19 protein-coding genes are annotated in these 22,783 nt (G+C 65.1%); 9 read left to right on the forward strand and 10 right to left on the reverse strand.

Features of this window, described 5'->3' with window-relative positions; all coding sequences use genetic code 11:
• Window positions 1-27: 27 nt before the first annotated feature.
• Window positions 28-792, forward strand: coding sequence for a uroporphyrinogen-III C-methyltransferase (cobA, locus tag OX459_RS18455; RefSeq protein ID WP_289906111.1), 765 nt, complete (start codon window positions 28-30; stop codon window positions 790-792).
• Between the two features lie 248 nt (window positions 793-1,040).
• Window positions 1,041-1,691, forward strand: a complete 651-nt coding sequence (locus OX459_RS18460; RefSeq protein WP_289906112.1) for a hypothetical protein — start codon at window positions 1,041-1,043, stop codon at window positions 1,689-1,691.
• Here the strand turns inward: OX459_RS18460 and OX459_RS18465 are convergent.
• Genes OX459_RS18465 through lptF form a run of 4 tightly spaced genes read right to left on the reverse strand, consistent with a single transcriptional unit; the run spans window position 1,688 to window position 5,371 of the window.
• Complete coding sequence (locus OX459_RS18465; RefSeq protein ID WP_289906113.1) at window positions 1,688-2,656, reverse strand: Stealth CR1 domain-containing protein; 969 nt, start codon at window positions 2,654-2,656, stop codon at window positions 1,688-1,690. The two genes, OX459_RS18460 and OX459_RS18465, sit on opposite strands and share 4 nt — an antisense overlap.
• A complete protein-coding gene (locus tag OX459_RS18470) occupies window positions 2,653-3,060 on the reverse strand; it encodes a CbiX/SirB N-terminal domain-containing protein (RefSeq protein WP_099665039.1) in 408 nt (135 codons plus the stop codon). The genes OX459_RS18465 and OX459_RS18470 overlap by 4 nt, the downstream gene beginning before the upstream one ends.
• Window positions 3,060-4,229 (reverse strand): LPS export ABC transporter permease LptG, encoded by a 1,170-nt coding sequence (gene lptG / locus OX459_RS18475; protein ID WP_289900075.1) that lies wholly within the window; start codon window positions 4,227-4,229, stop codon window positions 3,060-3,062. The genes OX459_RS18470 and lptG overlap by 1 nt, the downstream gene beginning before the upstream one ends.
• Window positions 4,226-5,371, reverse strand: coding sequence for an LPS export ABC transporter permease LptF (gene lptF, locus OX459_RS18480; RefSeq protein ID WP_077401100.1), 1,146 nt, complete (start codon window positions 5,369-5,371; stop codon window positions 4,226-4,228). Before lptF ends, lptG begins: the two co-directional genes overlap by 4 nt.
• Window positions 5,372-5,438: 67 nt before the next feature.
• On the opposite strand from lptF, the gene OX459_RS18485 reads away from it, so the two are divergent.
• Window positions 5,439-6,932, forward strand: a complete 1,494-nt coding sequence (locus OX459_RS18485) for a leucyl aminopeptidase (protein WP_289906114.1) — start codon at window positions 5,439-5,441, stop codon at window positions 6,930-6,932.
• Window positions 6,933-7,118: 186 nt separating this feature from the next.
• Here OX459_RS18485 and OX459_RS18490 read toward each other — a convergent pair whose 3' ends face one another.
• Genes OX459_RS18490 through OX459_RS18505 form a run of 4 tightly spaced genes read right to left on the reverse strand, consistent with a single transcriptional unit; the run spans window position 7,119 to window position 8,731 of the window.
• On the reverse strand, window positions 7,119-7,646 hold the full coding sequence (locus OX459_RS18490) for a hypothetical protein (RefSeq protein WP_289906115.1): 528 nt from the start codon (window positions 7,644-7,646) through the stop codon (window positions 7,119-7,121).
• 10 nt (window positions 7,647-7,656) lie between these two features.
• Window positions 7,657-8,127, reverse strand: a complete 471-nt coding sequence (locus OX459_RS18495; protein ID WP_289906116.1) for a CreA family protein — start codon at window positions 8,125-8,127, stop codon at window positions 7,657-7,659.
• A gap of 33 nt (window positions 8,128-8,160) precedes the next feature.
• Window positions 8,161-8,349, reverse strand: a complete 189-nt coding sequence (locus tag OX459_RS18500) for a DUF1653 domain-containing protein (protein ID WP_034782199.1) — start codon at window positions 8,347-8,349, stop codon at window positions 8,161-8,163.
• Window positions 8,350-8,359: 10 nt separating this feature from the next.
• The gene (locus OX459_RS18505; protein WP_034751548.1) at window positions 8,360-8,731 is read right to left on the reverse strand and encodes a hypothetical protein; all 372 of its coding nucleotides are present in this window, start codon (window positions 8,729-8,731) and stop codon (window positions 8,360-8,362) included.
• A 569-nt stretch (window positions 8,732-9,300) separates the two neighbouring features.
• Between OX459_RS18505 and xth the strand changes: the two genes are divergently transcribed.
• Entirely contained in the window at window positions 9,301-10,065 is a 765-nt protein-coding gene (gene xth, locus OX459_RS18510) for an exodeoxyribonuclease III (protein WP_289906117.1), read from the forward strand.
• Between the two features lie 86 nt (window positions 10,066-10,151).
• Here the strand turns inward: xth and OX459_RS18515 are convergent, their stop codons facing one another.
• On the reverse strand, window positions 10,152-13,814 hold the full coding sequence (locus OX459_RS18515; protein WP_289906118.1) for an EAL domain-containing protein: 3,663 nt from the start codon (window positions 13,812-13,814) through the stop codon (window positions 10,152-10,154).
• 212 nt (window positions 13,815-14,026) lie between these two features.
• On the opposite strand from OX459_RS18515, the gene prpR reads away from it, so the two are divergent.
• The 5 genes from prpR (at window position 14,027) to OX459_RS18540 (ending at window position 19,351) form a co-directional block, all read left to right on the forward strand.
• A complete protein-coding gene (prpR, locus tag OX459_RS18520; RefSeq protein ID WP_289906119.1) occupies window positions 14,027-15,652 on the forward strand; it encodes a propionate catabolism operon regulatory protein PrpR in 1,626 nt (541 codons plus the stop codon).
• Between the two features lie 25 nt (window positions 15,653-15,677).
• Window positions 15,678-16,604 (forward strand): phytanoyl-CoA dioxygenase family protein, encoded by a 927-nt coding sequence (locus OX459_RS18525; RefSeq protein WP_289906120.1) that lies wholly within the window; start codon window positions 15,678-15,680, stop codon window positions 16,602-16,604.
• Window positions 16,605-16,694: 90 nt separating this feature from the next.
• On the forward strand, window positions 16,695-17,567 hold the full coding sequence (locus OX459_RS18530; RefSeq protein WP_289906121.1) for an alpha/beta hydrolase: 873 nt from the start codon (window positions 16,695-16,697) through the stop codon (window positions 17,565-17,567).
• Window positions 17,568-17,570: 3 nt separating this feature from the next.
• Window positions 17,571-18,635: a histidine kinase gene (locus OX459_RS18535; RefSeq protein ID WP_289906122.1), complete on the forward strand. Its 1,065-nt coding sequence runs from the start codon at window positions 17,571-17,573 to the stop codon at window positions 18,633-18,635.
• Window positions 18,632-19,351: a LytTR family DNA-binding domain-containing protein gene (locus OX459_RS18540; RefSeq protein WP_289906123.1), complete on the forward strand. Its 720-nt coding sequence runs from the start codon at window positions 18,632-18,634 to the stop codon at window positions 19,349-19,351. The genes OX459_RS18535 and OX459_RS18540 overlap by 4 nt, the downstream gene beginning before the upstream one ends.
• A gap of 5 nt (window positions 19,352-19,356) precedes the next feature.
• Here OX459_RS18540 and OX459_RS18545 read toward each other — a convergent pair whose 3' ends face one another.
• Entirely contained in the window at window positions 19,357-22,710 is a 3,354-nt protein-coding gene (locus tag OX459_RS18545; RefSeq protein WP_289906124.1) for a S41 family peptidase, read from the reverse strand.
• Window positions 22,711-22,783: the final 73 nt, after the last annotated feature.

Below are 22,783 nucleotides of genomic sequence, written 5' to 3' on the forward strand. Positions count from 1 at the left end.
CCCGTATCGTCCAGGAAAGGCAGCCATATGAACAGCTCCCCATCTCTCCCCGGCAAGGTTTACCTGGTCGGTGCCGGCCCCGGCGCGCAAGACTTGATGACCTTGCGCGGCGCGCGCCTGCTGGCGCAAGCGGACGTCGTGCTGCACGACGCGCTGGTCACCGAAGAGATGCTGGAGCTGTGCCCGCAGGCGCAAAAAATCCTGGTCGGCAAGCGCTGCGGCCAGTTGTCGACGGCGCAGGCCTTCATCAACAAGCAACTGGTCGACAACGCGCGCAAGCACGCCGTCGTCGTGCGCCTGAAAGGGGGCGACCCCATGCTGTTCGGCCGCGCCGACGAGGAATTGCGCGCGCTGGAAGAGGCGGGGATCGCCGTCGAAGTGGTGCCCGGCATCACCACGGCCCTGGCGGCCGCGGCCGCCACGCAGCAGCCGCTGACCAAGCGGGGCGTGTCGCGCAGCGTGGCATTTTTCACGTCCAGCACGGCGCCGGGCGAGCCGGACCAGACGCGCATTCCCGACTGCGATACCCTGGTGCAATACATGGGTGGCCGCGAAGCCATCGCCACGGCCCAGCGCCTGCTGGCCCAGGGCCGCCGTGCCGACACCCCGGTGGTGGTGATTGAAAACTGCAGCCGCCCGGACCAGCGCATCGTGCGCCTGCCGCTGAGCAGCATGGCGCATGGCCTGGGCGACACCCACGGCCCCGTGCTGGTAATGCTGGGCGACGCCATGGCCGCGCGCGCGCACCAGGTCACGGAAGCATCGGTCGCCATTCTGGCGCGCCATGCTTGAATAAACACACCGTATTTTACCGACTTTAGAGTCAGTAACTGACGTCTTCCGGCGAAACATGATACGATGCTCACGCATCTTTTCTCGAGAAGTTGTTGCGTGATAGCAAGAAAATCACGCTTCGCCCCGCCATAGCGCTTGCTGCGCGGCCTCCCGGCTGACGGGAACCGCCCGGCAATCTCCCCGAAAAAAGCTGCGCCCGCAGGCTGCAATACCGCGCCGCGCAACTTGAGCCGTCACAATCAACAATGAATTTCTCTTCCGTGCGCGAAGCCCTGACTTCGCTCAGCCGCAGCAATGCCGGCGTCGCCGGCGCTGTGCTGCTCAGCATGCTCGCCTCCATCGCCCTGTGGACGGTGTTCCCGAATATCGACGATGAAAACCACTTATTGGAATGGCTTCAGGCGCTGTTCCTGGCCCTGGCCTGCAGCGTGCACGGCACGCGCGCCTGGCAAGAGACTGACCGCCAATCCTTGCGTTTCCTCATGCATGCCGGCTTGTCGGCCCTGCTGTTCGGCTTCCTGTTGCGCGAACTCGATATCGACCAGTTCGGCACGGCGCCCGCCTGGGCCCAGCTGGAAAAAGCCCTGCGCGTGGTGGAACTGCTGATATTGATACGCGTGCTGATCTTTTTCGCACCGCGCGCGCGCAAGGTATTTGCCCATGCGCCGCAGATTTTCAGCATGCGCATCACCATCCTGACGGCCATCGGCGGCTTGCTGATGGTCGCCGGCTGGCCCTTCGACAAGAAGGTCTTCCATGGCATGCCGGACGCCTATGCGCTGCTGGGCGAGGAAGTCTTCGAACTGGGCGCCTATCTGCTGCTGTTCCTCGCATCGCTGTCCGACAGCTCGGCCGCCGCCCGCATCAGCCTGGAGCCGAAGACAAAGCTGGCCTAGCCCAGTTCAAACGAGGATGGCAGCGGCAGCAGCCGCTGCAAGGTAGCGGCCACGCGCAACAGGCGCGGGTCGTCGTCCTCGGCCTCGTCGCAGGTATCGTTGATACAGAAAAACGGCAAGCTGCCGAAACGCGCCGCCAGCTCCTCGAGCTGCTGCGGCGCCTGCACATCGCCGCTGGCGATATGCAGCGGGTCGAGCATGCGCGCCCGCGCCAGCCCCTGATGCACCATCCAGCGCGGCACCAGGTCGGGCAGCAAGGCCGGCACCTGCCACGAGCGGAACACCGTCGCGCGCACGCCGGCAAACATGGCCGGCGCCAACCCTTCCAGTACATGCAGCGCGCTTTTCAGCATGGGCCGCGGCGCATGCGCATACAGGCGCGGTTCATGCCGGTAATCGGCGTAGTGCGCCGACAGCCATTGCCGCGACAAGGTGGCGCAATTGACGGGCGCCGCCACGTCGGCGCGCAAGCCCTGCAGCTCATCCTGTAGCGCGCTCTCCGTGAAAACGCTCAACCGCCCATCCCCTTCCCCGCCAAACCAGAATGCGGGTTCGAACGGCGCGCCGAAAAACACGTCGTCGTTCAGATACAGGAAACGCTCGGACAGACCCGGAATATGGTGCAGATACGATTCGATATGGCCGGAATCGAACACCGGCAGGGATGCGCCGGGCATCAGGCTCGCATGGTCGATCACCGTCAGGCGCGGCGAGGCACGCAGCCAGCGGGGCACTTGCCGGTCCGTCAGCAGGTAGACATGGCCGTGGCCGGGGAAGAAGCGCTCGAGCGCGCGCAGGTTGTAGCGCAGTTCGCCATTGTCGCGGTAGCGCCCCGCCACGTTGCCGTGCAGGGCCAGCTGGCCGGGATGCGCCTGCGCCCAGGCGGCATATGCCTGCTGCCGGCGCGCGCGCCAGGCGGGATCGGCGCCGTCCACCCACAGGTAGACGATGTCGATGCCGCTCAAGGCAGAGGGCTGGAGCCTGGCGCCGCCACGCAGTAATCGGCGATGGCGGCAAGCACGCTGGCGTTCTCGCCCACCGCCTCGACCACCTTCAGGCGCAGCGCCGGATGCTGCTGGCGCAATTCTTCCAGCAACAGCGGCAAGTCGCGCAGCACATGCCCGCCCTGCCCCAGGAACACGGGCACCACGGTGGCGTCCAGGATGGCGCCGGCGGGCAGCTGGGCCAGCAGGGTCGCCACCAGTTCAGGCAGGCGCGGCGACATCAGTTCCAGGAAGGCCAGGTGCACGCCGGTGCCCGGCATGCGCGCCTGGGTCAGGTCGCGCAGGCGCTCGAAGGGCGCGGCCCACGATGCGGCGCGCGCACCATGGGCAAACAGGATCAGCGCCTGCTGCACGTTCGTCTCCATCAGTGCCGCTCCACCCACCACAGGGCGCCCAGCGCCAGCAGCAGGTACAGGGCGCTCGGCGCCACGGCCGTCAGGAAGGCCGGCCAGGTGCTGAGCAGTCCAAGATGCGAGAACAGGGTGTTGACCAGCATGAAGCTCACGCCGATCATGATGCCGATGAAGATCTTCAGGCTGATGCCGCCGCTGCGCGTGTGCATGTAGGCGAACGGCAGCGCCAGCGCCATCAGCACGAAAATGGCCAGCGGATCGATCAGCTTTTTCCAGAAGGCGATGCGGAAACGCTCGGTTTCCTGCTTGTTCTCGGCCAGGTGGCGCGTGTACACGGCCAGTTCGCTGGCAGACATGCGCTCGGGATCGGACGCCGACACCGTCAGGATCTTCGGCGTCACTTCCGACGTCATGTCCTTGCTGGCGCTTTGCACCGTGCGCACCAGGCTCGTTTCCTGCCCATAGTAGTTCGCCAGCTTCGGCTCGAAGCCTGGCGAGGCGGCCGCGCTGTTCGAGAACGACGTTTCCGTCACCTCGGTCAGGCGCCAGATATTATTGCCCTGATACGTAGCACCCTTGGCCACGGTCAAGGTGCGCAAACGCATATCGGTGTCAAATTCATACAGCTTGACGTTTTTCAGCTGGCCGTCCGGACGCGCTTCGCCGACATTGAAAAAGCGCGAACCGGTGACGGTGCCCGTCAAGCCCTCGCTCTTGACCATGTCCTTGGTCCACAGGCCGGAGCGAAACTCGCTCGACACGGCCGCGCCGCGCGAGGTCAGCTTGAGGCGTTCGGCCAGCGGTTCCGTACGCGGCGTGATCAATTCGCCGAAGATGAAGGTGATGACGACGAAGACGATACCGATGCGGAACAGGAAACCGGCCGCCATCGCCGTCGACATGCTCGATGCGCGCATGATGGTAAATTCGGAGCTGGCGGCAAACTGCGCCATCGTGTAGATGGTGCCGATCAGCGCCGCGATCGGCATCACCTCATACACGTGTCCCGGCACCAGCACCAGCACGTACAGGAAGGCATACTGGATGGTGTAGCCGTTGCGCCCCACCTTGGGCAGCTCGCCCGTCAGGTCGATGAAGGCTTGCAGTGCCAGGAAGGCCAGCAGCACGAACAGCACCGCCTGGAATATCGAGACCGCAAAATAGCGCTGTAAAATCTTCATTTCGATGCCGCTTTACTTGTGTTGCCGGCGCGGCGCGCGCGCTTGAAAGCCGCCAGCAGGACCAGCGGATGATAGCGGTGGTTCACATTCAGGCGCCACGCGAACAGCCCCACCACGGCCAGCGCCGCCAGCAGGTGCAGCGGCCACCAGGCCAGGCCGAAGGTCAGCCGGCCCTGCTTCACGCTCGCTTCAATGACCTTGATCAGGTTGCTATACGTAAAGAAAATCAGCAGGGCGATGATCAAATTGGTCGAACTGCCGGCACGCGGATTGACAAAGCCCAGCGGAATGGCCAGCAGGATCAGCATCAGGCCGATCAGGGGCGCACTCACCCGCCACAGCAGTTCGGCCATGGTGTAGGGATTCGGTTCGGCGATGAGCGCCATGGTGCTCATGGCGCGCACGCCCAGTTCCGCACCCAGTTCCTGCTGCTTGCTCTCGATGCGCATGATGTACTGTTCGAATTCCATGGTCTGGAAGTCCGCCTGCGTCGGCACGCCCTGGTAGCGGCGGCCGCTCTTGAGCACCAGGAAGCGTTCGCCCTTGGCGTCGGTATTGATCACGCCTTCCTTGGCAACGACGACGACGGCGCTGCCCTTTTCATCGACGGTATTGACGAAGACGTTCTGCACCACGGTCTTCTCGCCGCTGACGCCCTCGACGAAGAAGATGCGGTTGCTGCCGGCCGATTCGCGGAACTGGCCAGGCGTGACTTTCTGCAGGTCTTCGCGCTTCTCGAAGCGCGCCACGTATTCATCGCTCTTCTTTTGCGCCCACGGCGTGGCGTACAGGCTCAGGATGCCGGTGGCCAGCACCAGCGGCAGGCCGAAGCTGAGCACGGGCCAGATCCAGCGCGACAGGCTCAGGCCGGAGGCGAACCACACCACCATCTCCGACTCCTTGTAGCTGCGGGTGACGACCATCAGCACCGAGATGAAACCGGTGAGGATGAGGATGGTGGGCAGCTGCATCAGGGCAGAAAAAACCATCAGCGACATGACGTCGGACGACGCGATCTTGCCGCCCGCCGCCTTGCCGAGAATACCGATCAGCATCCAGGTGAGCAGGATGCTGAACAAAACTGTGAAGGTGGCCCCGGCGGCACTAGCCAATTCACGTCGAAGGGCGCGTTGAAAGATCATTCGGAGTTTATAATTCGGGTCAGTTAGTTGAGTAACACGTTACTAGTAAATGAAAACGGAGAACCAAATGGACTTTAGCATAAAAGCATTCGATACCAAGAGCACCCTCGGCACGGCCAAAAGCGGATGCATCGCGGTTGCGGTATTCGAAAACAAAAAACTGTCGCCAGCGGCAAAATCGCTGGACAGCAAGGGTGCGATTTCGGCTGCGCTGAAGTCCGGCGACATCAGCGGCAAGCCTGGCAGCACTTTGCTGCTGCGCGCAGTCGATGGCGTCGCCGCCGAACGTGTTCTGCTGGTAGGCATGGGCAGCGATGACGCTGTCAGCGAAAAAAGCTTCACGACCGGCGTACAAGCCGCACTGAAGGCCTTCGGCTCGCTGGGCGCTGCGGACGCCATTATCGCATTACCGCTGACTGAAGTGAAAGAGCGCGACGTAAATTGGGCAATCCGTTGCGTGGTGCAAGCCGCACATGACAGCGAATACCGCTGCGACTCGCAAAAAAGCAAAAAAGATCCGGCACCGGCAGGCGTGCGCAAGATCGTCCTGGCGGCGCCTGCAACGGCAGCCACGCGCGGCGCGCTGGCGCAAGCCATCGCCATCGCCAACGGTTCCGACCTGACGCGCAACCTGGGTGACCTGCCGGCGAACATCGCCAATCCGACCTACCTGGCCAACACGGCCAAGCAGCTGGCCAAGGATTACAAGTTCGAAGTCGAAGTGCTGGACCGCAAACAGCTTGAAGCGCTGAAAATGGGCAGCTTCCTGTCCGTCACCAACGGCAGCGAGCAACCGCCGAAGTTCATCGTCCTGAAACACATGGGCGGCAAGGCCAAGGATGCGCCAGTGGTCCTGGTCGGCAAGGGCATCACCTTCGACACGGGCGGCATTTCGATCAAGGCCGGTCCTGGCATGGATGAAATGAAGTACGACATGTGCGGCGCCGCCTCGGTCCTGGGCACCTTCCGCGCCATCGGCGAAATGAACCTGAAGCTGAACGTCATCGGCGTCATCGCCGCGTGCGAAAACATGCCGTCGGGCCGCGCCACCAAACCGGGCGACATCGTCACCTCCATGAACGGCCTGACGATCGAAGTGCTGAACACGGACGCCGAAGGCCGTCTGGTGCTGTGCGATGCGCTGACCTACGCCGAACGCTTCAAGCCGGCGGCCGTGGTCGATATCGCCACCCTGACGGGCGCTTGCGTCGTGGCCCTGGGCCACCACAACAGCGGCCTGTTTACGCGCAGCGATGCGGCGCATGACCAGCTGGCCAATGAATTGCTGGCAGCGGGCAAGCAGTCGAGCGACACGGCATGGCGCATGCCGATCGAAGAGGCGTACAACGAGCAGCTGAAGTCGAACTTCGCCGACCTGGCCAACATCGGCACGCCAGGCGGCGGTTCGGTGACGGCAGCGGCCTTCCTGGAAAACTTCACCAAGAAGTACACCTGGGCGCATCTGGACATCGCCGGCACGGCATGGAAGTCGGGCGGCTCGAAGGGCGCGACCGGTCGTCCCGTCCCCCTGCTGACGACGTTCCTGATCAACCGCGTGTAAGAGAACGCCAGACCAAACCTACTGCGCGGGGCTATTGGCGGCCGGCGATGCTCGCTGTACATAAAGTACAGCTGCGCTTCTCGGCCACCACTAGCTCCCGCTCGCTACGGTTTTGTCAGGCGTCGTTACGCAAGAAGACAGCCGCCATGGTCACTGACCCTGGCGGCTTTTTTATGTGCAGTTGAATCAGTAGACGACGGGATTAGGCAAAGGCGACGGCGCCACTTTCGGCTGCACCACCGCTTCCGGCACGGCGGCCGCTGGCGGCGGCGCTGAAATCGGGGCGGGCGGCGGCGCCAGGCGCGCGGGGTCCTGCATGACGATGGTCAAAATGGACGGGTAGTCGAAGCCGGCGCCCGTGTTGCGGTCGACGAAATAGCCGACGCCCAGGGTCAGGATGACATTGCCCCAGACGCTGCCATTGAGCTTGGGATCGATATGGTCGTCCGTCGCGATGGCGGGCGAACCGTGCTTGCGGCAATCGACCTTCAGCGGTTCCTGGCTCTTGCGGATGGTGATGCGCCCGGGCGTGGTAACGAACCACTTCCCCACGTCGTTGCTGAGGATGCAGCCGGCGCCCGTCAGCTCGCGGTTGTCCTGGATGGTTTGCACCAGCACCATCTGCTCGGTGTTGCCCGTCAGGGTGGCGCAGCCACCCAGGCCCAACAGCAACAGCGTCCTGGCGGCAAAGGGAGCAGACAGCGGCACGCGCATGGGAGCTCGCTTAACGGACGGGAATCGGCTGGTCGCCAGGCACGGCAACGGCGGTGACGCTGTTTTTCGGACTGCCTTCGATCAGGCGGTCGGAATACACGAGGTAGACCAGCGCATTGCGTTTGCTGTCGACCATGCGCACGACGCGCACGTGCTTGAAGAAGATCGAGGCACGCTCGGTAAACACTTCTTCCTGGCGCGGCAGCTTGCCCTTGAATTGCAGCGGCCCCACCTGGCGGCAGGCCACGGCCGCATCGGCCTTGTCTTCGGCCAGGCCGACGGCGCCCTTGATGCCGCCCGTCTTGGCGCGCGACAGATAGCAGCTGACGCCGGCGACGCGCGGATCGTCATACGCTTCGACGACGATCTTGTGGTCAGGGCCGATCAGTTTGAACACCGTGTCGACCGAACCGATGGTTTCGGCATGCGCCGCGGCGCAGGCAAGGCCCAACACCAGAGCGGCAGGCAGCAATTTACGCATGAAGAGTATCCCGGGCACGCACGCAGGCGGCCATCAGTTGATGGGAGCGAAACGCTGGACCATGACGCCTTCGACTTCGATCAGTTGAAAGAACACGTCTTTCGGCCGGGTCCAGATGGAACCGTCGGCGGCGCGATACACGATCATCGGCGTCAGATCCGCTTCCAGCGTGGCTTCGCACACCAGTTCATAAATGCCGCCCTTGTAGTGCCGATAACGCATCGCCGTCCCCTCAAGCCGTGGAATCTTCGCTCTTGTCGTCGGCCAGTGCCTTCTGCTTCTGCTTCAGGCCCTGGATCACTTTCAGTATGCCTTCCATGCCGGCCGCACCATCGGCGCCGCTGAAGGCGTCGAGCACCTCATTGAGCACCTTGTTGCGCACGGTCGCTTCATCGGAAGACATTTCCAGCGCGCGCTGGGCTTTCGCCGCCTTTTCGGCCGCGCTCACGCGCGGCTTGGCAGCCGTCTTGCCATGCGTCAGAGCAGCCTGCCAGATAACCCAGCGGCGCTGGGTCTCGAAAATCAGGTACTCATCCGGTTTGTCTTCTCTTCGCCGCACAATGTGGCCGTCACGCTGCGCCCACGCTTCAAATGCAGTTCGCATTTTCTTCCTTTGCAAATGCTACGCGCAAGTCTCACTATTAAAACTGCAACATTTCAAAATAGTACCATCTATTGATGTCGCAAAACAGTCTCATAGATATAGTACTGCAATTTATATAACAAGTCTGGCGGCGCCAAGGACGGAATTGACACTCCGTCCCCGGCACAGTGGTCATGTAATCGGAATAGCAATTACAACTAATTACAACTGCTTCCTGTTCGGTTCTTAACTTGGCTGTAACAAAGCCGTATGACACAGTTGTTACACGGTGCCATTTTAGTAGTTTTTATCGCGTTTTAGCGAGAAACTTTACACCTTTGTCGCGTTAAACGGCCAGACGCATCCTGCCGCGCCAGCCACTTATGCCAAATCAAACATAGGGGTTGATCAATGATACACAAAAACATAATATTCATGCGCCACGATTGGTTAAGTATAAATATTTTATTTGCCCTCTTTTTCCCGGCCAGTAAATAAAGCCCGTACCGGCCAGGCAGCGCAGGACGCCGGCGACACGCATGCGGTAAGATTCGCGCCTATCGATACCTATTCAAGCAAGGATTTTTCCCATGAAACTCGCCACCTGGAACGTCAATTCGCTCAAAGTGCGCCTGCCGCAAGTGCTGCAATGGCTGACGGACAACCCGGTCGACATACTCTGCCTGCAAGAAACCAAGCTCACGGACGACAAGTTTCCCGTCGCCGAAATCGAGGCGGCCGGCTATCAGGTGGTCTTCAGCGGCCAGAAAACCTACAACGGCGTGGCCATCCTGTCGAAGCTGCCGATCACCGACGTGGTGAAGAACAACCCGCGCTATGAAGATGCGCAGCAGCGCATCCTGGCCGCCACCGTCAAAGGCGTGCGCGTCGTCTGCGCCTACGTGCCGAACGGCCAGAGCATCGATTCGGACAAGTACGAGTACAAGCTGGGCTGGCTGGCCGCCCTGCACGACTGGCTGGCGGAAGAAGCACAGCAGCACCCGCAGCTGGCCGTCGTCGGCGACTACAATATCGCGCCCGACGACCGCGACGTGCACGACCCAGTCGCCTGGGCCGGCCAGGTACTGGTGTCGGACAAGGAACGCGCCGCCCTGCAGCGCCTGTTCGACATCGGCCTGACGGACGCCTTCCGCCTGTTCGAGCAGGCGGACAAATCGTTCAGCTGGTGGGATTACCGCCAACTGGGCTTCCGCCTGAACAAGGGCCTGCGCATCGACCACATCCTGCTCTCGCCCGCCCTGAGCGCCCGCTGCACGGCGTGCGTCATCGACCGCGTGCCCCGCAAGTGGGAGCAGCCGTCCGACCATGCACCCGTCGTGGCCACCATCGACTAGACAAGGCGCGCATCATCGACAGTGGAGCACTCGCCCCGCAAATGGGAACAGCCGTCCGACCACGCGCCCGTCGTGGCAACGATTGATTAACTAACGGCTATCCGCTCCAGCAAGGCCTGCGCGTTCACGGCAGGCACGGGCGCGGAAAACAGATAGCCCTGCGCATAGCGGCAGCCGTTCGCCTGCAGCAGGGCGAACTGCTCTTCCGTCTCCACGCCTTCGGCCACGGCCGACAATTGCAGGCTGTCGGCCAGCGCGATGATGGCCGCCACGATGGCGCGGTCCTCTCCGCTGTGTTCGAGGTCCTTGATGAAGGCGCGGTCGATCTTGACCTTCTTCACGGGGAAGCGCTTCAGGTAAGCCAGGCTGGAATAGCCGGTGCCGAAATCGTCGATCGACAGGCGCAAGCCCATGCCATTGATCTGCCGCAAAATCTCCAGCGTATGCTCGCCGTGCTGCATCAGCGCCGTCTCGGTGATCTCGAATTCCAGCAGCGCCGGGTCGATGCCCGTTTCCCGCACCACGGTCCCGATGGCAGCCACCAGGCCCTTGTGCATGAACTGGCGCGGCGACAGATTCACCGCCAAGGGCACGGGCTGCAAGCCCTGGCGCTGCCAAGCCATGCTTTGTTCGCACGCCTGGCGCATCACCCACTCGCCCACCGGCACGATCAAGCCGTTTTCCTCCATGATGGGGATGAAGCGGTCCGGTAGCACCAGGCCGTGGCCGGGACGGCGCCAGCGCAGCAGCACTTCCATGCCGTGCAGCCGGCGCGTGGCGATATCGATGACCGGCTGGTAAAACAGCTCGAACTGCTGCAGCGCCAGCGCCGTGCGCAAGCTGCTTTCCAGGTCGAAGTGCAGGGCCGCCGCCTGGTTCATCGTCTGCGTGAAAAACTGGTAGTTGTTGCGGCCATTGCCCTTGGCGTGGTACATGGCCGCATCCGCATGGCGCATCAGCGCGTCGACATCGCCGCCATCGTCCGGATACAGGCAGATGCCGATCGACGGCGTCACGTGCAGCACGTGGCCGTCGAGCGGAAAGGCGGGCGTCAGCGCCTCGATGACCTTCTCGGCCACGTGCGCCGCTTCGTCGCTGCCGCGGATGCCCGGCACCAGCACGACGAATTCATCGCCGCCCAGGCGCGCCACCGTGTCGCTGGCGCGCACGGCGCCGCACAGCCGGGCGGCCACTTCCTTGAGCAGCAGGTCGCCCGTCATGTGGCCCAGCGAATCGTTGATGGTCTTGAAGCGGTCCAGGTCGATGAACATCACGGCCAGCTTGCGCCCGGAGCGCTGCGCGGCCAGCATGGCCCGCTCCAGCCGGTCCGACAGCAGCGCGCGGTTCGGCAAGCCCGTCAGGTTGTCGTGGTACGCCATGTGATGCACCCGCGCCTCGGCCTGGCGCCGCTCGACGATTTCGCCCTGCAGCAGCAGGTTGGCGCCGGCCAGTTCGGCCGTGCGCTCCTGCACGCGCAATTCCAGCTCGTCGCGCGCGCGGCGCACCGCCTCGGCCGCCTCGCGGCGCGCCGTCACGTCGTCAACCAGCCACACGGAACGGCCATGCGCATGCGCCAGGTCGAACGGCCGGCCGGACAGGCGCGCCCAGAAGCGGCTGCCATCCTTGCGCACCAGCTGGTATTCGGACATGTGCACCCTGCCCGCATCGAAATCGCGCGCCGTCTCGCCGCGCGCCGCCTTCCACGCGGCCACGTCGGGATACAGGGCCTGCACCGACAGGCCGTTGATCTCGCCCGGTCCATAGCCGAACAGCTCTTCCATCTTGCTGTTGGCGCGCAAATTGTGGCCGCCTTCCACCACCGAAATGCCCAGCACGGCGCTGTCGAGGATGGCCTGGTTTTCCAGCAGCGCGTTGCGCAGGGATTCTTCGGCGCGCTTGGCTTCCGTGCGGTCCTCGATGATCCAGATGGTGCCGGCGGCGGGATCGTCGGGATTGACGACATAGGCGATCAGCTGCGCCCACAAGGTGCTGCCGTCGCGGCGCATCATTTCCACTTCCGTCTGGAAGGGCTTGGCCACGGACAGGAAGGGAAAGGCCGCCGCGCCCAGCAATTCATAGGATTGCTGCGACACGTACAGCGCACGCCCGGGCAAGCCCAGCGCCTCGTCGCCGCTGTAGCCGAACATCGCGGCAAAGCCCAGGTTATAGCGCGTGATCTGGCGGTTCTTGGTATACAGGATGCTCACCGAGGCATTCGTCATGATGGCCGCCACTTCCATCTGCGTCTGGCGGCTGGCCGTGACGTCTTCCAGGATCCAGATGGCGCCCTGCTCGCTGTGCGCCTGGTCGACGGCCTTGGCGCGGATGCGGCACCAGAACAGGCTGCCGTCGCGGCGGCGGAACAGCGATTCATCCTGCTCGTACGGCAAGCCCTGTCCCAGCAGCGGCGTGGCTTGCACGCCAAACGCCTCGTAGGCGGCGGGGGAAGGAAACAGCTCGGCGGCGGGCAAGCCCGTCATCTCCTCCTGCGCGTAGCCGAACATTTCGGCGAAGCGGGGATTGCAGCGCAGGACCAGGCGCGAACGGGAAAACAGGATGCCGACGGAGGCATTGTCGAGGATAGCCTGCTGCTCCAGCATCAGCTGGCGCGTCGCCTCCTCCGCCGCCTTCTGCGCGCTGCGGTCGTCGAACAGCCAGATCGTGTCGCGCAAGCCGCGGTCCGTCTGACTCTCCGGATTCAGGACATAGCCATACGCCAGCGCCCAGAAAGTGGAACCGTCGCGGCGGCGCATCTCCATCTCGCCCTGGAACGGCTGGCCGCGCCGCAGCAGGGGCGACGCCTGCCTGACGACATTTTCATACGCCGCGCGCGACGGATACAGGTCGGCGACGGCCATGCCCACGCCGCTGTCGCCATCGAAGCCGAAGCATTCGGCGAAGCGCCGGTTGTAGCGCAGCACGCCCTTGTCGCGCTGAAAACCGATGGCCAGGGGCGCGTTATCCATCACGGCCTGCATTTCCAGCATGGCGCGGCGCAACTGGTCTTCATCGCGCCGGTGGTCGCTGATATCCTCGATGATCCAGACCGTGCCGTCATGCGTATTGAGGGGATCGACGGCGCGCCCGTGCAGGCGGCTCCAGAACAAGCTGCCGTCCTGGCGCCGCAATTCCAGTTCGGTGCGGTACGGCTTGCCCTTCGACAGCAGCGGCGCCGCTTCCAGCCCCAGGGCGCGGCAATGCTCGGCGGAGCGGTACAGCACCGCGCCCGGCATGCCCGTCAACTGGTGGCGCGCGTAGCCGAGCATCTCGGCGGCGCGGATATTGCACTCCTCGATGAAGCCGCCCTTGGAAAAGACGATGCCGACGGCCGCGCTTTCCAGGATGGCCTGCTGCTCGAGCAAGGTCTTGCGCAAGGCTTGCTGGTCGCGCTGCTGCACGCGGATGTCGGCAAACACGAGGGTCGCGCCGGGCAAGCCATCGTCCACCAGCAGGGGCCGGGACCAGACCTGCACGGCGATGGCGCCCGCCGTCCCTTCCAGGCTGCTGTCCCAGTGCCGCTCGCGCCCGGCCGCACCAAGCGCGCCGCGCAGCATGCTGGTGCTCGACGCGCGGTAGGCGTCCGTAAAGCAGTCGGCCAGCAGCCGGCCCGCGATATCCCGGCCCAGCAGGGCCTGCAAGGCGCCATTCGCCGCCACCACCATGCCGCAGGCATCGCAGGCGCAGGCCGGCAAGGCGATCAGTTGCAAGGCATCGGCGATGAAATCGGGACTGGTCGGTACGCGGTTCATGGACACCATGGGACGGTTAAGGACAAGATAAACATGCGCCTGGGAAAAAGATTCTTACAAGCATCATGGTGCTGCTAGATCATAAACCAGTTTCCCACGGTTTTTTCATATTCCTTATTGGCAATATCTGAAACACCACAGACCACCTGCAACACGCCCGTTGCAACGCCGTTGCATGGCTGGAAATTGAAACAAATCGTTTAGAATAAAGCATGCGCCGCCCTCCCCAACCTCCGCTCGACCACCGCGACAAACCCGTCATCTGGACCGTCTCCGTCTCGCGGCTGTTCGATCTGTTCCGCGACATCACGCTCGAATACGACGACCTGGCGACGATCGAACCGATCAACCTGGGTTTCGACGACGCCGTGCGCCACATCCGCGAACGCATGGCCACGGAGCGCTGCGACGCCGTCATCGCGGCCGGCTCGAACGGCGCCTACCTGAAGGGACGGCTGTCGGTACCCGTCATCATCGCCAAGGCCAGCGGCTACGACGTGATGCAGGCGCTGGCGCGCGCGCGGCGCATCTCGCCGCACATCGGCGTCGTCACCTACCAGGACCCGATGCCGGAACTGGCCGAATTTGCCGCCACCTTCGGCTTCCAGATCGCGCAGCGCACCTACGCCACAGAGGAAGACGCGCGCGCGCAGATCAATGAACTGAAGGCAGCCGGCGTCAAGGCCGTCGTCGGCGCGGGGCTCGTCACCGACCTGGCCGAGGAAGCGGGACTGGCCGCCGTCTTCGTGTATTCGGCCACGGCCATCCGGCGCGCCTTCGACGACGCGCTGGAACTGGCGCGCCTGACCCAGATCGAGTCGAACCGCGGGCGGCGCGCGGTGGTGGCCGACACCCTGCGCGCGCGCCACGGCCTGCACGATTTGCGCGGCGAATCGGAAGCGATGGAAGCGCTGCGCCAGTCGGTGGTGCTGTATGCCCGCTCGCCGGCGACGGTGCTGATCCAGGGCGAGACGGGCAGCGGCAAGGAACTGGTGGCGCAGGCGATCCACCGTGAAAGCCCGCGCAGCCTGGGCGCGAACCGGCCCTTCATCGCCATCAATTGCGGCGCCATCGCCGAATCCCTGCTGGAATCGGAACTGTTCGGTCACGAAGATGGCGCCTTCACGGGTGCGCGCCGGGGCGGCCATGCGGGCCTGTTCGAGGCGGCCAACCACGGTACCCTGTTCCTCGACGAAATCGGCGAAATGCCGCTGGCCCTGCAAACGCGATTGCTGCGCGTGCTGGAAGAGCGCGAAGTGGTGCGCGTGGGCGGCACGCGGCCCATCGCCATCAATGTGCGCATCATCAGCGCCACCCATTGCGACCTGGAACAGCGCATCCGCGAAGGACGCTTCCGCGCCGACCTGTTCTACCGCCTGGCCGTGCTGCGCCTGCATTTGCCCGCCTTGCGCGAACGCGCCAGCGACGTTCCCGGCCTGGCCGAATGGTCGCTGAAAAACGCGCTGGCGGCGCTGGGCGCCCGTCCGCATCCCAACCTGCACGCAGAAATCCAGGCTTGCGCGCCGCTGCTGCGCCGCTACGACTGGCCCGGCAACGTGCGCGAGCTGCGCAACCTGGCCGAACGCCTGGCGCTGTTCCTGGCCGCCGAACCGCTGCAGGCGCTGACGCCCGCCTTCGTGCTGGGCGTGGCGCCGGAACTGGCCAACGCTGCCGGCACGGCGGCGCTGCCGCCGGCGCCGGCCACCGCCGTCGCGCCGCGCCTGGAAGACGAAAGCGCCAGCGCCGTGCTGGCGCGCTTCGGCGGGCGCCGCGACGCCGCCGCCCAGTACCTCGGCATCAGCCGTACCACCTTGTGGCGCCGCCTGCGCGCCGGCTGATTTTTCCAACCAGACAAAAAACACCATGGACGACTGGGCTCACTTGCACGATTTATGGCAGCGCTGCACGGGACAAGGCGCCGCGAGCGGCAACCCGGGACTGGCGCGCGACCACAGCGACATCAAGGCGCTGTACGCACGCGGCATTTCGATGGAAGACGCGCTGCACTTCCTGTATCAGCAACGGCCGACCCTGCAAGCCTACACGGACTGGATCGCCGCGCGCACGCGCCCACGCCCGGCCCATGCCGCCAGCGCGCACGAGGACGTGCTGTCCGCCGCCGAGCTGCGCCATTTCGAGGAACACGGCTATCTGGTGCTGCGCGGCGCCGTGCCGCGCACGCAGTGCGCCGCTGCCCGGGCGGCCATCTGGGACTATCTGGGCGCCTCCCCGGACGATGCGGCATCGTGGTACCAGCCGCACCCGGGCAAGCGGGGCCTGATGCTGCAGTTTTCCGACCACCCGGCCCTCGAGGAAAACCGCCACGTTGCGCACATCCGCCACGCCTACCAGCAGCTGTACGGCACTGGCGCCGGCATCTACGCCAGCATCGACAAGGTAAGCTTCAATGCTCCGGAAACGCCGCAGCACCGTTTCCTCGGCAGCGCCCTGCACTGGGACGTCAGCCTGCAGCAGCCGATTCCGTTCAAGCTGCAGGGCATGCTGTACCTGAGCGACTGTCCGGCGCAGCACGGCGCATTCCACTGCGTGCCCGGCTTCCAGCACCGCATGGCCGGCTGGCTGCGGCAAGTGCCGCCAGGACGCCAGCCGCGCGAATGGGCCGTCAACGACTTGCGGCCCGTGCCCGTCGAAGGCATGGCCGGCGATTTCATCATCTGGCACCAGGCCCTGCCCCATTGCGCCACGCCCAACCGCGGCTCGGCGCCGCGCATGGTGCAATACCTGACCTACCATCCGGACCATTGCCAGGACCACGATGGATGGATCTGAACCGCTCATCCCGTCCTGGCGCCGCTCATCCCGCGGCGCTGGCCGCGCGTTCCCGGCGCCGCTAGCATGGTCGTCAAGGAGGAGTACCCCATGAAACGAACACTGCAAACATTGATCTTGCTCAGTACCGCGCTGCTGGCGGGCGCCAGCCAGGCCGCCGCGCCCCAGGCCTTCACGGTCGAGGTCACCGGACAAGGCCGTCCCCTGATCCTGATTCCCGGCCTCGCATCCTCGGGCGAAGTGTGGCAAGCCACGGTGGCGCGCCTGTGCGGCCCGCAAGCCGCGCACCAATGCCACGTGCTGACATTGGCCGGCTTTGCCGGCGTGGCGCCCATCGAAGGCGACTTGCTGGCGCAGGCGGAACAGCAGCTGGCCGACTACATCGGCACCCGCAAACTGGGCCAGCCAACCATCATCGGGCATAGCCTGGGCGGCTTCCTGGCCCTGAAAATGGCCATCGACCATCCGGCGCAGACGGGCAAGCTGGTGATCGTCGATTCGCTGCCGGCGCTGGGCGCGACGCAGCTGCCCTCCATCACGCCGGAGCAGCTGCAAGCCATGTCGCAGCAGATGCAGGCGGCCATGCGGGCCCAGGATGCGGCGGCCGCCAGCGCCAGTCAGCGCCGCACCGTCGCGGCCATGGCCAGCGCGCCGGCCGACGTGGAACGCATCATCGGCTGGGGCCAGCGCTCGGACCGCGAAACGGTGATCAAGGCCATGGGCACCCTGATGGCCAGCGATTTGCGCCAGGACGTGGCGAAAGTGCAGTCGCCCACGCTGGTGCTGGGCACCTGGATCGCCTACAAGGACTACGCGCCGCGCGCCGCCATCGAAGCCACGTTCCAGCAACAGTATGCACAGCTGCCCGGCGTGCAGATCGCGCTGGCCGACACGGCGCGCCACTTCATCATGTACGACCAGCCGGACTGGATGTTCGGCCAGATCGAGCAATTCCTGCATTGAGCCATGACGCCACCCCACCGCCCCCCGTTGCTGGCTCGGATCGACTGGTACTGGACCTTCCAGCTGGCCGGCTGGGGCGCGCTGGCCCTGTTCAACAGCGTGTACGGCGGCTCCTCGCAACTGCGCATCGTCGCGACCATCGCCTGCTGGGGATCGCTGGGCGGCTTGCTGCTGTCGCACCTGTGGCATGGCGTGCTGCGCCGGCGCGGCTGGGCGGCAAACGGCTTGCGCTGGAAACGCATCGTGCCGTCGCTGATCCTGCTGGCCGCCATCCAGACGGCCAGTGTGACGGCCGCCTTCCACGTCATGTATCCGCCCGACATCCTGCGCGGCATCGCCTGGCTGCCTGGCGCACTGCTGTTCTGGTTCGGGGTATTCCTGACCTGGACGGTGTTCTACTTCACCGCGCTGTCGCTGCGCCGCGCCGCTCGCCTGGAAGCGGAAACCCTGCGCCTGCAGCTGCACGGACGGGAGGCCGAACTGCGCGCCCTGCAGGCGCAAGTCAATCCGCATTTTTTCTTCAACAGCCTCAATAGCGTGCGCGCACTGATCTTCGAAGACCGCGAAGCGGCCGCGCACATGATCGACCAGCTGGCAGGCCTGATGCGCCACGCGCTGCAATCGGGCCAGCACGCCACGGTGCCGCTGGCGGCCGAACTGGACGCCGTGCGCGCCTACCTGGCCATCGAACAGATACGCTTCGAGGAACGCCTGCGCGTCAGCTTCGCGATCGAGATCAGCGCGCCCGACGTGGAACACGTGCGCGTGCCGCCCATGGCCCTGCAGACGCTGGTGGAAAACGCCGTCAAATACGGCGTCGAAGCGAGCGCCGAAGGCGCCGACATCCGCATCGCGGTGCGCCGCGCCAGCCCCGCCGACGGCGCGGCCATGCTGCAGATCGACGTGGCCAACACGGGCGCCTTGCGCGAACCGGGCAACTCCACCTGCGTCGGCCTGCGCAATGCGCGCCAGCGCCTGCAACTGGCTTGCGGCGAGCGCGCCAGCTTGGAATTGCGCGAACAGGCGGGCTGGGTGCATGCCACCATCCACCTGCCGGAGCAGGCATGAACGGCCAGCCGCTCAAGGTACTGCTGGTCGATGACGAACGCCTGGCGCGCGCCGAGCTGCGACGGCTGCTGGCGCCGCATGTGCAGCGCGGTGCCGTGGAGATCGTGGGCGAGGCGGCCAGCGCGGCCGACGCCGTCGCGCAGATCGGCAAGCTGCGGCCCGACCTGCTGCTGCTCGACGTGCAGATGCCGGGCGGCTCCGGCTTCGACCTGCTGGCCGCGCTCGACGATGCGCCCGACGTCATCTTTTGCACGGCCTTCGACCAGTACGCGCTGCAGGCGTTCGAGGTCAGCGCCCTCGACTACCTGCAAAAACCCGTGCAGGCGGCACGCCTGGCCACGGCGCTGGCACGCGCCGGCGCGCGGGCGCAAGCCGTGCCGCCGCCCGCGCCGCGCAAAGTCTTCATCAAGGACGGGGAACGCTGCTGGTTCGTGGCGTTTGACGATATCCGCCTGCTGGAATCGGAAGGCAACTACACGCGCGTGCATTTCGGCGCGCAGCGTCCGCTGATGCTGCGCACCCTGAACCAGCTGGAAGAAAAGCTCGATCCGGCCCTGTTCCTGCGCGCCAACCGGCGCCAGATCGTCAACCTGGCGCAGGTGGCGCAAGTGGCGCCGAATGCGGCCGATGGCCTCGACCTGCACCTGCTGGACGGCAGCGTGGTCGAGGTGTCGCGCCGCCGCGCGCAACAGTTCAAGGCCGCCTGCGGCCTGTAGCGGGACTACTTCAGCGCGGGGATCGGCTGCGCCTGGAAAGCGGGGCGCGGCTGCTCCTTGAGCTTTTTCGCCAGCATGTCGAGCGCCACTTCCAGCTGGCGGTCGGCGCCATTGAAGGTGGCGTGCGGCGGATTTTCCACCTCCACGTCCGGCACCACGCCCACGCCTTCGATCAGCCACTGGCCGTCGATGCCGAACTGGCCGTTTTCCGCCACGCGCGCCATGCCATTGTCGGCCAGGCGCGTATTGTCGCTGAGCCAGACGCCCGCGCCCGCCGTGCGCTTGCCCACCAGCGGCGCCAGGCCCAGGGCCTTGATGCCGGCAGCGAAGGTCTCGCCATCCGAATACGTGAGTTCGTCGACCAGCACGACCAAGTGGCCGCGGAAGGTATTCTGCATGTTCGACGACGGCTGCACACCCGGCGGCGCCCAGTAGGCCCAGGCCTTGCGCAGCAGTTTTTCGATGATCCAGCTGTCGATATTGCCGCCGTTATTGCGCCGCACATCGATGACCAGGCCTTCGCGGTTGATGTTGGCGTAAAAATCGCGCGCGAACGAGGCGATGTCGTTCGGGCCCATGGCGCGCAAATGCAGGTAGCCGATGCGCCCTTGCGAGGCGGCCGCCACCTGCTCGGCGCGGCTCAATTCCCAGTCGCCATAGCGCAGCGCCGTCTGTTTCGCCATGTTGACGGGCGTGACGATGACGGCGCGCGGCGCGCCTTTGCCCCGCCTGACCTGCAGCAGCACCTGCTTGTCGGCCTGGTTCAGCAGCAGGTCGCTGATGTCGCGCGCGGCCAAGACGTCCTTGCCGTTGACGGCCGTGATCACGTCGCCCGCCTTCACGTCCACGTCGGGCCGCGACAGGGGCGGGCGCGTCGAGGGCAGCTCCGCTTCGCTGCGGTAGACATGCTCGACCCGGTAGCCGTCGCTGGTGCGCGCCAGCACGGCGCCCAGGCCCGCCGGCGTGCCTTCCTGTTCCGTGCGGCGCAATTCGCCGGGACGGATCTGCGAATGCAGGGCGCCCACTTCGGCCACCATCATGCCGAGCACGTCATTGAGTTCGGCGCGGTCCGTGACCCGCTCGACCAGCGGCGCATATTTGTCGCGCGCCGCCTTCCAGTCCACGCCGCGCATCTTCGCGTCGTAGAGAAAATCGCGGTGCAAACGCCAGGCGTCGTTGAACATCTGCTTCCATTCCAGGCGCGGATTCGACACGAAAGTCCAGTCGTCGACCTTGACCTTGGCCTTCGACAGGTCGGCCGGCAGCTTGGCGCCCGCCTCGATCACCAGCATCTCGCCCGGTCCCGTGGCCGCTGCCGTGCGGTAGTACAAATGCTTCTTATCCTGCGCCAGGTCGAATTCGCGCACATTGGCCACCAGCAATTCCGGCTTGGAGCCGGTGTTGCCAATCGCCAAGGTCTTCAGGCTGGACTTGTTTTCGCCGCTGTCCCGCTCGAGGAAATACAGGCGCTTGTCATCGGCGGCCAGCGCGCTGTAGTTGCCCGCCGCCAGCGGCACTTCATACAGGCGTTCGGCCAGGCCCTGGCTGACGATGGCCGGCAAGGCGGCCGGCGCTTTTTTCACGGCGCCCTTGCCGCCCGCCTTTTCCAGCGCTTTTTCCGCCGCCGATTCGGCCGCCTTTTCATCGTCCGTCTCGGGCGGTTTCACTCCCGGACGGCTCAGCTCATCGTCGGGCTGGAACGGGAAACGGTTGCCCGGCTGCAGCGCCAGCGCATACACGCCGGTGCGCTTGTCGAACACGGGGCCCATGTTGCGGTCGCCCCATGGCGAACCGTTGGCCAGCTGGAAATTGCGCGCCGACAGGAAATACAGCCAGCGCCCGTCCGGCGAAAACACGGGCGAAGCGGACGTGTAGCGGTCGCTGGTGACGAATTGCAGCTGCTTCGACGCGAGGTTGTACAAGCCGATCTGCTCGCGCTGCTCGTTGCTGGCCACGCGCACGATGGCCAGGTTGCGGCTGTCGGGCGACCATTGCACTTCGTCATGCTTGTCCACGCCCGCCTTGCCCGCGTCGTCGATCAGCGCGTTGCCCCTGGTGGCCAGGTCCAGCAGCCAGAAGCGGCCTTTTTTATCCGTGTGGGCCAGCCAGCGCCCGTCCGGCGACGGATACAATTTCCAGCGGTGATTATCGCCCTGCGTCGTCAGCTGCTCGCCCTTGCCCGATCCATCGGCGGCGTACTTCCAGATTTCATTCTCGCCGCTCGTGTCGACGATGGCGAAGACGGATTTCTCGTCGCTGGAAAAGACGGCGTCGCGCGCCCGCGCCCCTTCCGGAATGGCGATGTCGACGCGGCGCAAGCTGCCCGTGCCGGCGATGCTGACACGGCCCCTTGCAGTAAGGATGATGCGCTCATCCTTGACCGACACCTGGACATTGCTCAAGGTATCGAGCGGCGAACGGATCTGGCGCGCGCGCTGCTGGTCGAAATCGGACACGAGGCTGATGGCCAGCGGCTGCGAGGCGCCCGTTGCCGCGACGTTCAGGTCGAGCACGTGCAAATCGGCGCCCAGTTGGTAGACGATCTTGCCGTCGCCCAGGGACGCATTGCGCACGTCCCACTGCGTGTGGCTCGTCAAGGCGCGGCGGTCGGAGCCGTCGGGCAGCATACTCCACAGATTGTCGCTGCCGCCCGCGTCGCTGATATAGTAGACACGGCCCTGCCACCACATGGGGCGCTTGTTGTTGCCAGCCAACACAGCGGGTTCCGCGTGCATGCGCACGGCCTCGCCCTTGCCATCGAGGTCGTAGCGCCACAGGACGGCATGCGCGCCGCCCCGGTAGTTGCGCACATTGTCGTTGGTCATGGCCAGGCCGAAACGCGTGAAGAACAGCGTCTTGCCGGCGTCGTCGAGCACGGCATCGTTGGCGTCGGCCACGGGAAACACGCGGCGCGTCTGTTTCACGGGATCGACGGCGGCGACGATGCGGCGCGACGCGGGACCATCCGTATTTTGCGTGCTGACCAGCACTTCGCCCTGCGCCGTCCAGCCCAGCACCAGCACGCCGCCATTGTCGTACGAAATACGCCGCGGCAAGCCGCCGGCCAGCGGCATCACATACGCTTCCTGCGCCCCTTCATAGGCGGCGGAAAAGGCGATCCACTGGCCATCGCGCGAAATCGCCGCATTCGTTTCATAGCCCGGATGCGTGGTCAGGCGCTGCGCCGCGCCACCGCGCAGATTGCTTTTCCACAAGTCGCCTTCGGCCGTGAAGACGACGGTATCGCCGCGCACGGCAGGAAAGCGGAAGTAGCTGCCGGCAGGCGCGGCAGCGGCGGCAGCGCTCCCCAGCAAGCCGGCGGAAAACAAGAGGAAGGCGAGAGTACGGGAAATTTTCATGTAGGCAGTCTTTCAACGAGCAGTCAGCGGTCATGGAAACGATGCGGGGCAAGGCCGACACCGGGATCCCGAT

The sequence above is a fragment of the Janthinobacterium sp. SUN026 genome (assembly GCF_030397625.1).
Lineage (GTDB): Bacteria > Pseudomonadota > Gammaproteobacteria > Burkholderiales > Burkholderiaceae_D > Janthinobacterium > Janthinobacterium kumbetense.

Coding starts and splice junctions, on each gene's coding strand:
- OX459_RS18495 (WP_289906116.1), bottom strand. CDS start 8,127: ATGCGTAAATTGCTGCCTGCCGCTCTGGTGTTGGGCCTTGCCTGCGCC.
- OX459_RS18485 (WP_289906114.1), top strand. CDS start 5,439: ATGGACTTTAGCATAAAAGCATTCGATACCAAGAGCACCCTCGGCACG.
- prpR (WP_289906119.1), top strand. CDS start 14,027: ATGCGCCGCCCTCCCCAACCTCCGCTCGACCACCGCGACAAACCCGTC.
- xth (WP_289906117.1), top strand. CDS start 9,301: ATGAAACTCGCCACCTGGAACGTCAATTCGCTCAAAGTGCGCCTGCCG.
- lptG (WP_289900075.1), bottom strand. CDS start 4,229: ATGAAGATTTTACAGCGCTATTTTGCGGTCTCGATATTCCAGGCGGTG.
- OX459_RS18505 (WP_034751548.1), bottom strand. CDS start 8,731: ATGCGAACTGCATTTGAAGCGTGGGCGCAGCGTGACGGCCACATTGTG.
- OX459_RS18500 (WP_034782199.1), bottom strand. CDS start 8,349: ATGCGTTATCGGCACTACAAGGGCGGCATTTATGAACTGGTGTGCGAA.
- OX459_RS18540 (WP_289906123.1), top strand. CDS start 18,632: ATGAACGGCCAGCCGCTCAAGGTACTGCTGGTCGATGACGAACGCCTG.
- OX459_RS18460 (WP_289906112.1), top strand. CDS start 1,041: ATGAATTTCTCTTCCGTGCGCGAAGCCCTGACTTCGCTCAGCCGCAGC.
- OX459_RS18545 (WP_289906124.1), bottom strand. CDS start 22,710: ATGAAAATTTCCCGTACTCTCGCCTTCCTCTTGTTTTCCGCCGGCTTG.
- OX459_RS18535 (WP_289906122.1), top strand. CDS start 17,571: ATGACGCCACCCCACCGCCCCCCGTTGCTGGCTCGGATCGACTGGTAC.
- OX459_RS18530 (WP_289906121.1), top strand. CDS start 16,695: ATGAAACGAACACTGCAAACATTGATCTTGCTCAGTACCGCGCTGCTG.
- OX459_RS18515 (WP_289906118.1), bottom strand. CDS start 13,814: ATGAACCGCGTACCGACCAGTCCCGATTTCATCGCCGATGCCTTGCAA.
- lptF (WP_077401100.1), bottom strand. CDS start 5,371: ATGATCTTTCAACGCGCCCTTCGACGTGAATTGGCTAGTGCCGCCGGG.
- cobA (WP_289906111.1), top strand. CDS start 28: ATGAACAGCTCCCCATCTCTCCCCGGCAAGGTTTACCTGGTCGGTGCC.
- OX459_RS18470 (WP_099665039.1), bottom strand. CDS start 3,060: ATGGAGACGAACGTGCAGCAGGCGCTGATCCTGTTTGCCCATGGTGCG.
- OX459_RS18525 (WP_289906120.1), top strand. CDS start 15,678: ATGGACGACTGGGCTCACTTGCACGATTTATGGCAGCGCTGCACGGGA.
- OX459_RS18490 (WP_289906115.1), bottom strand. CDS start 7,646: ATGCGCGTGCCGCTGTCTGCTCCCTTTGCCGCCAGGACGCTGTTGCTG.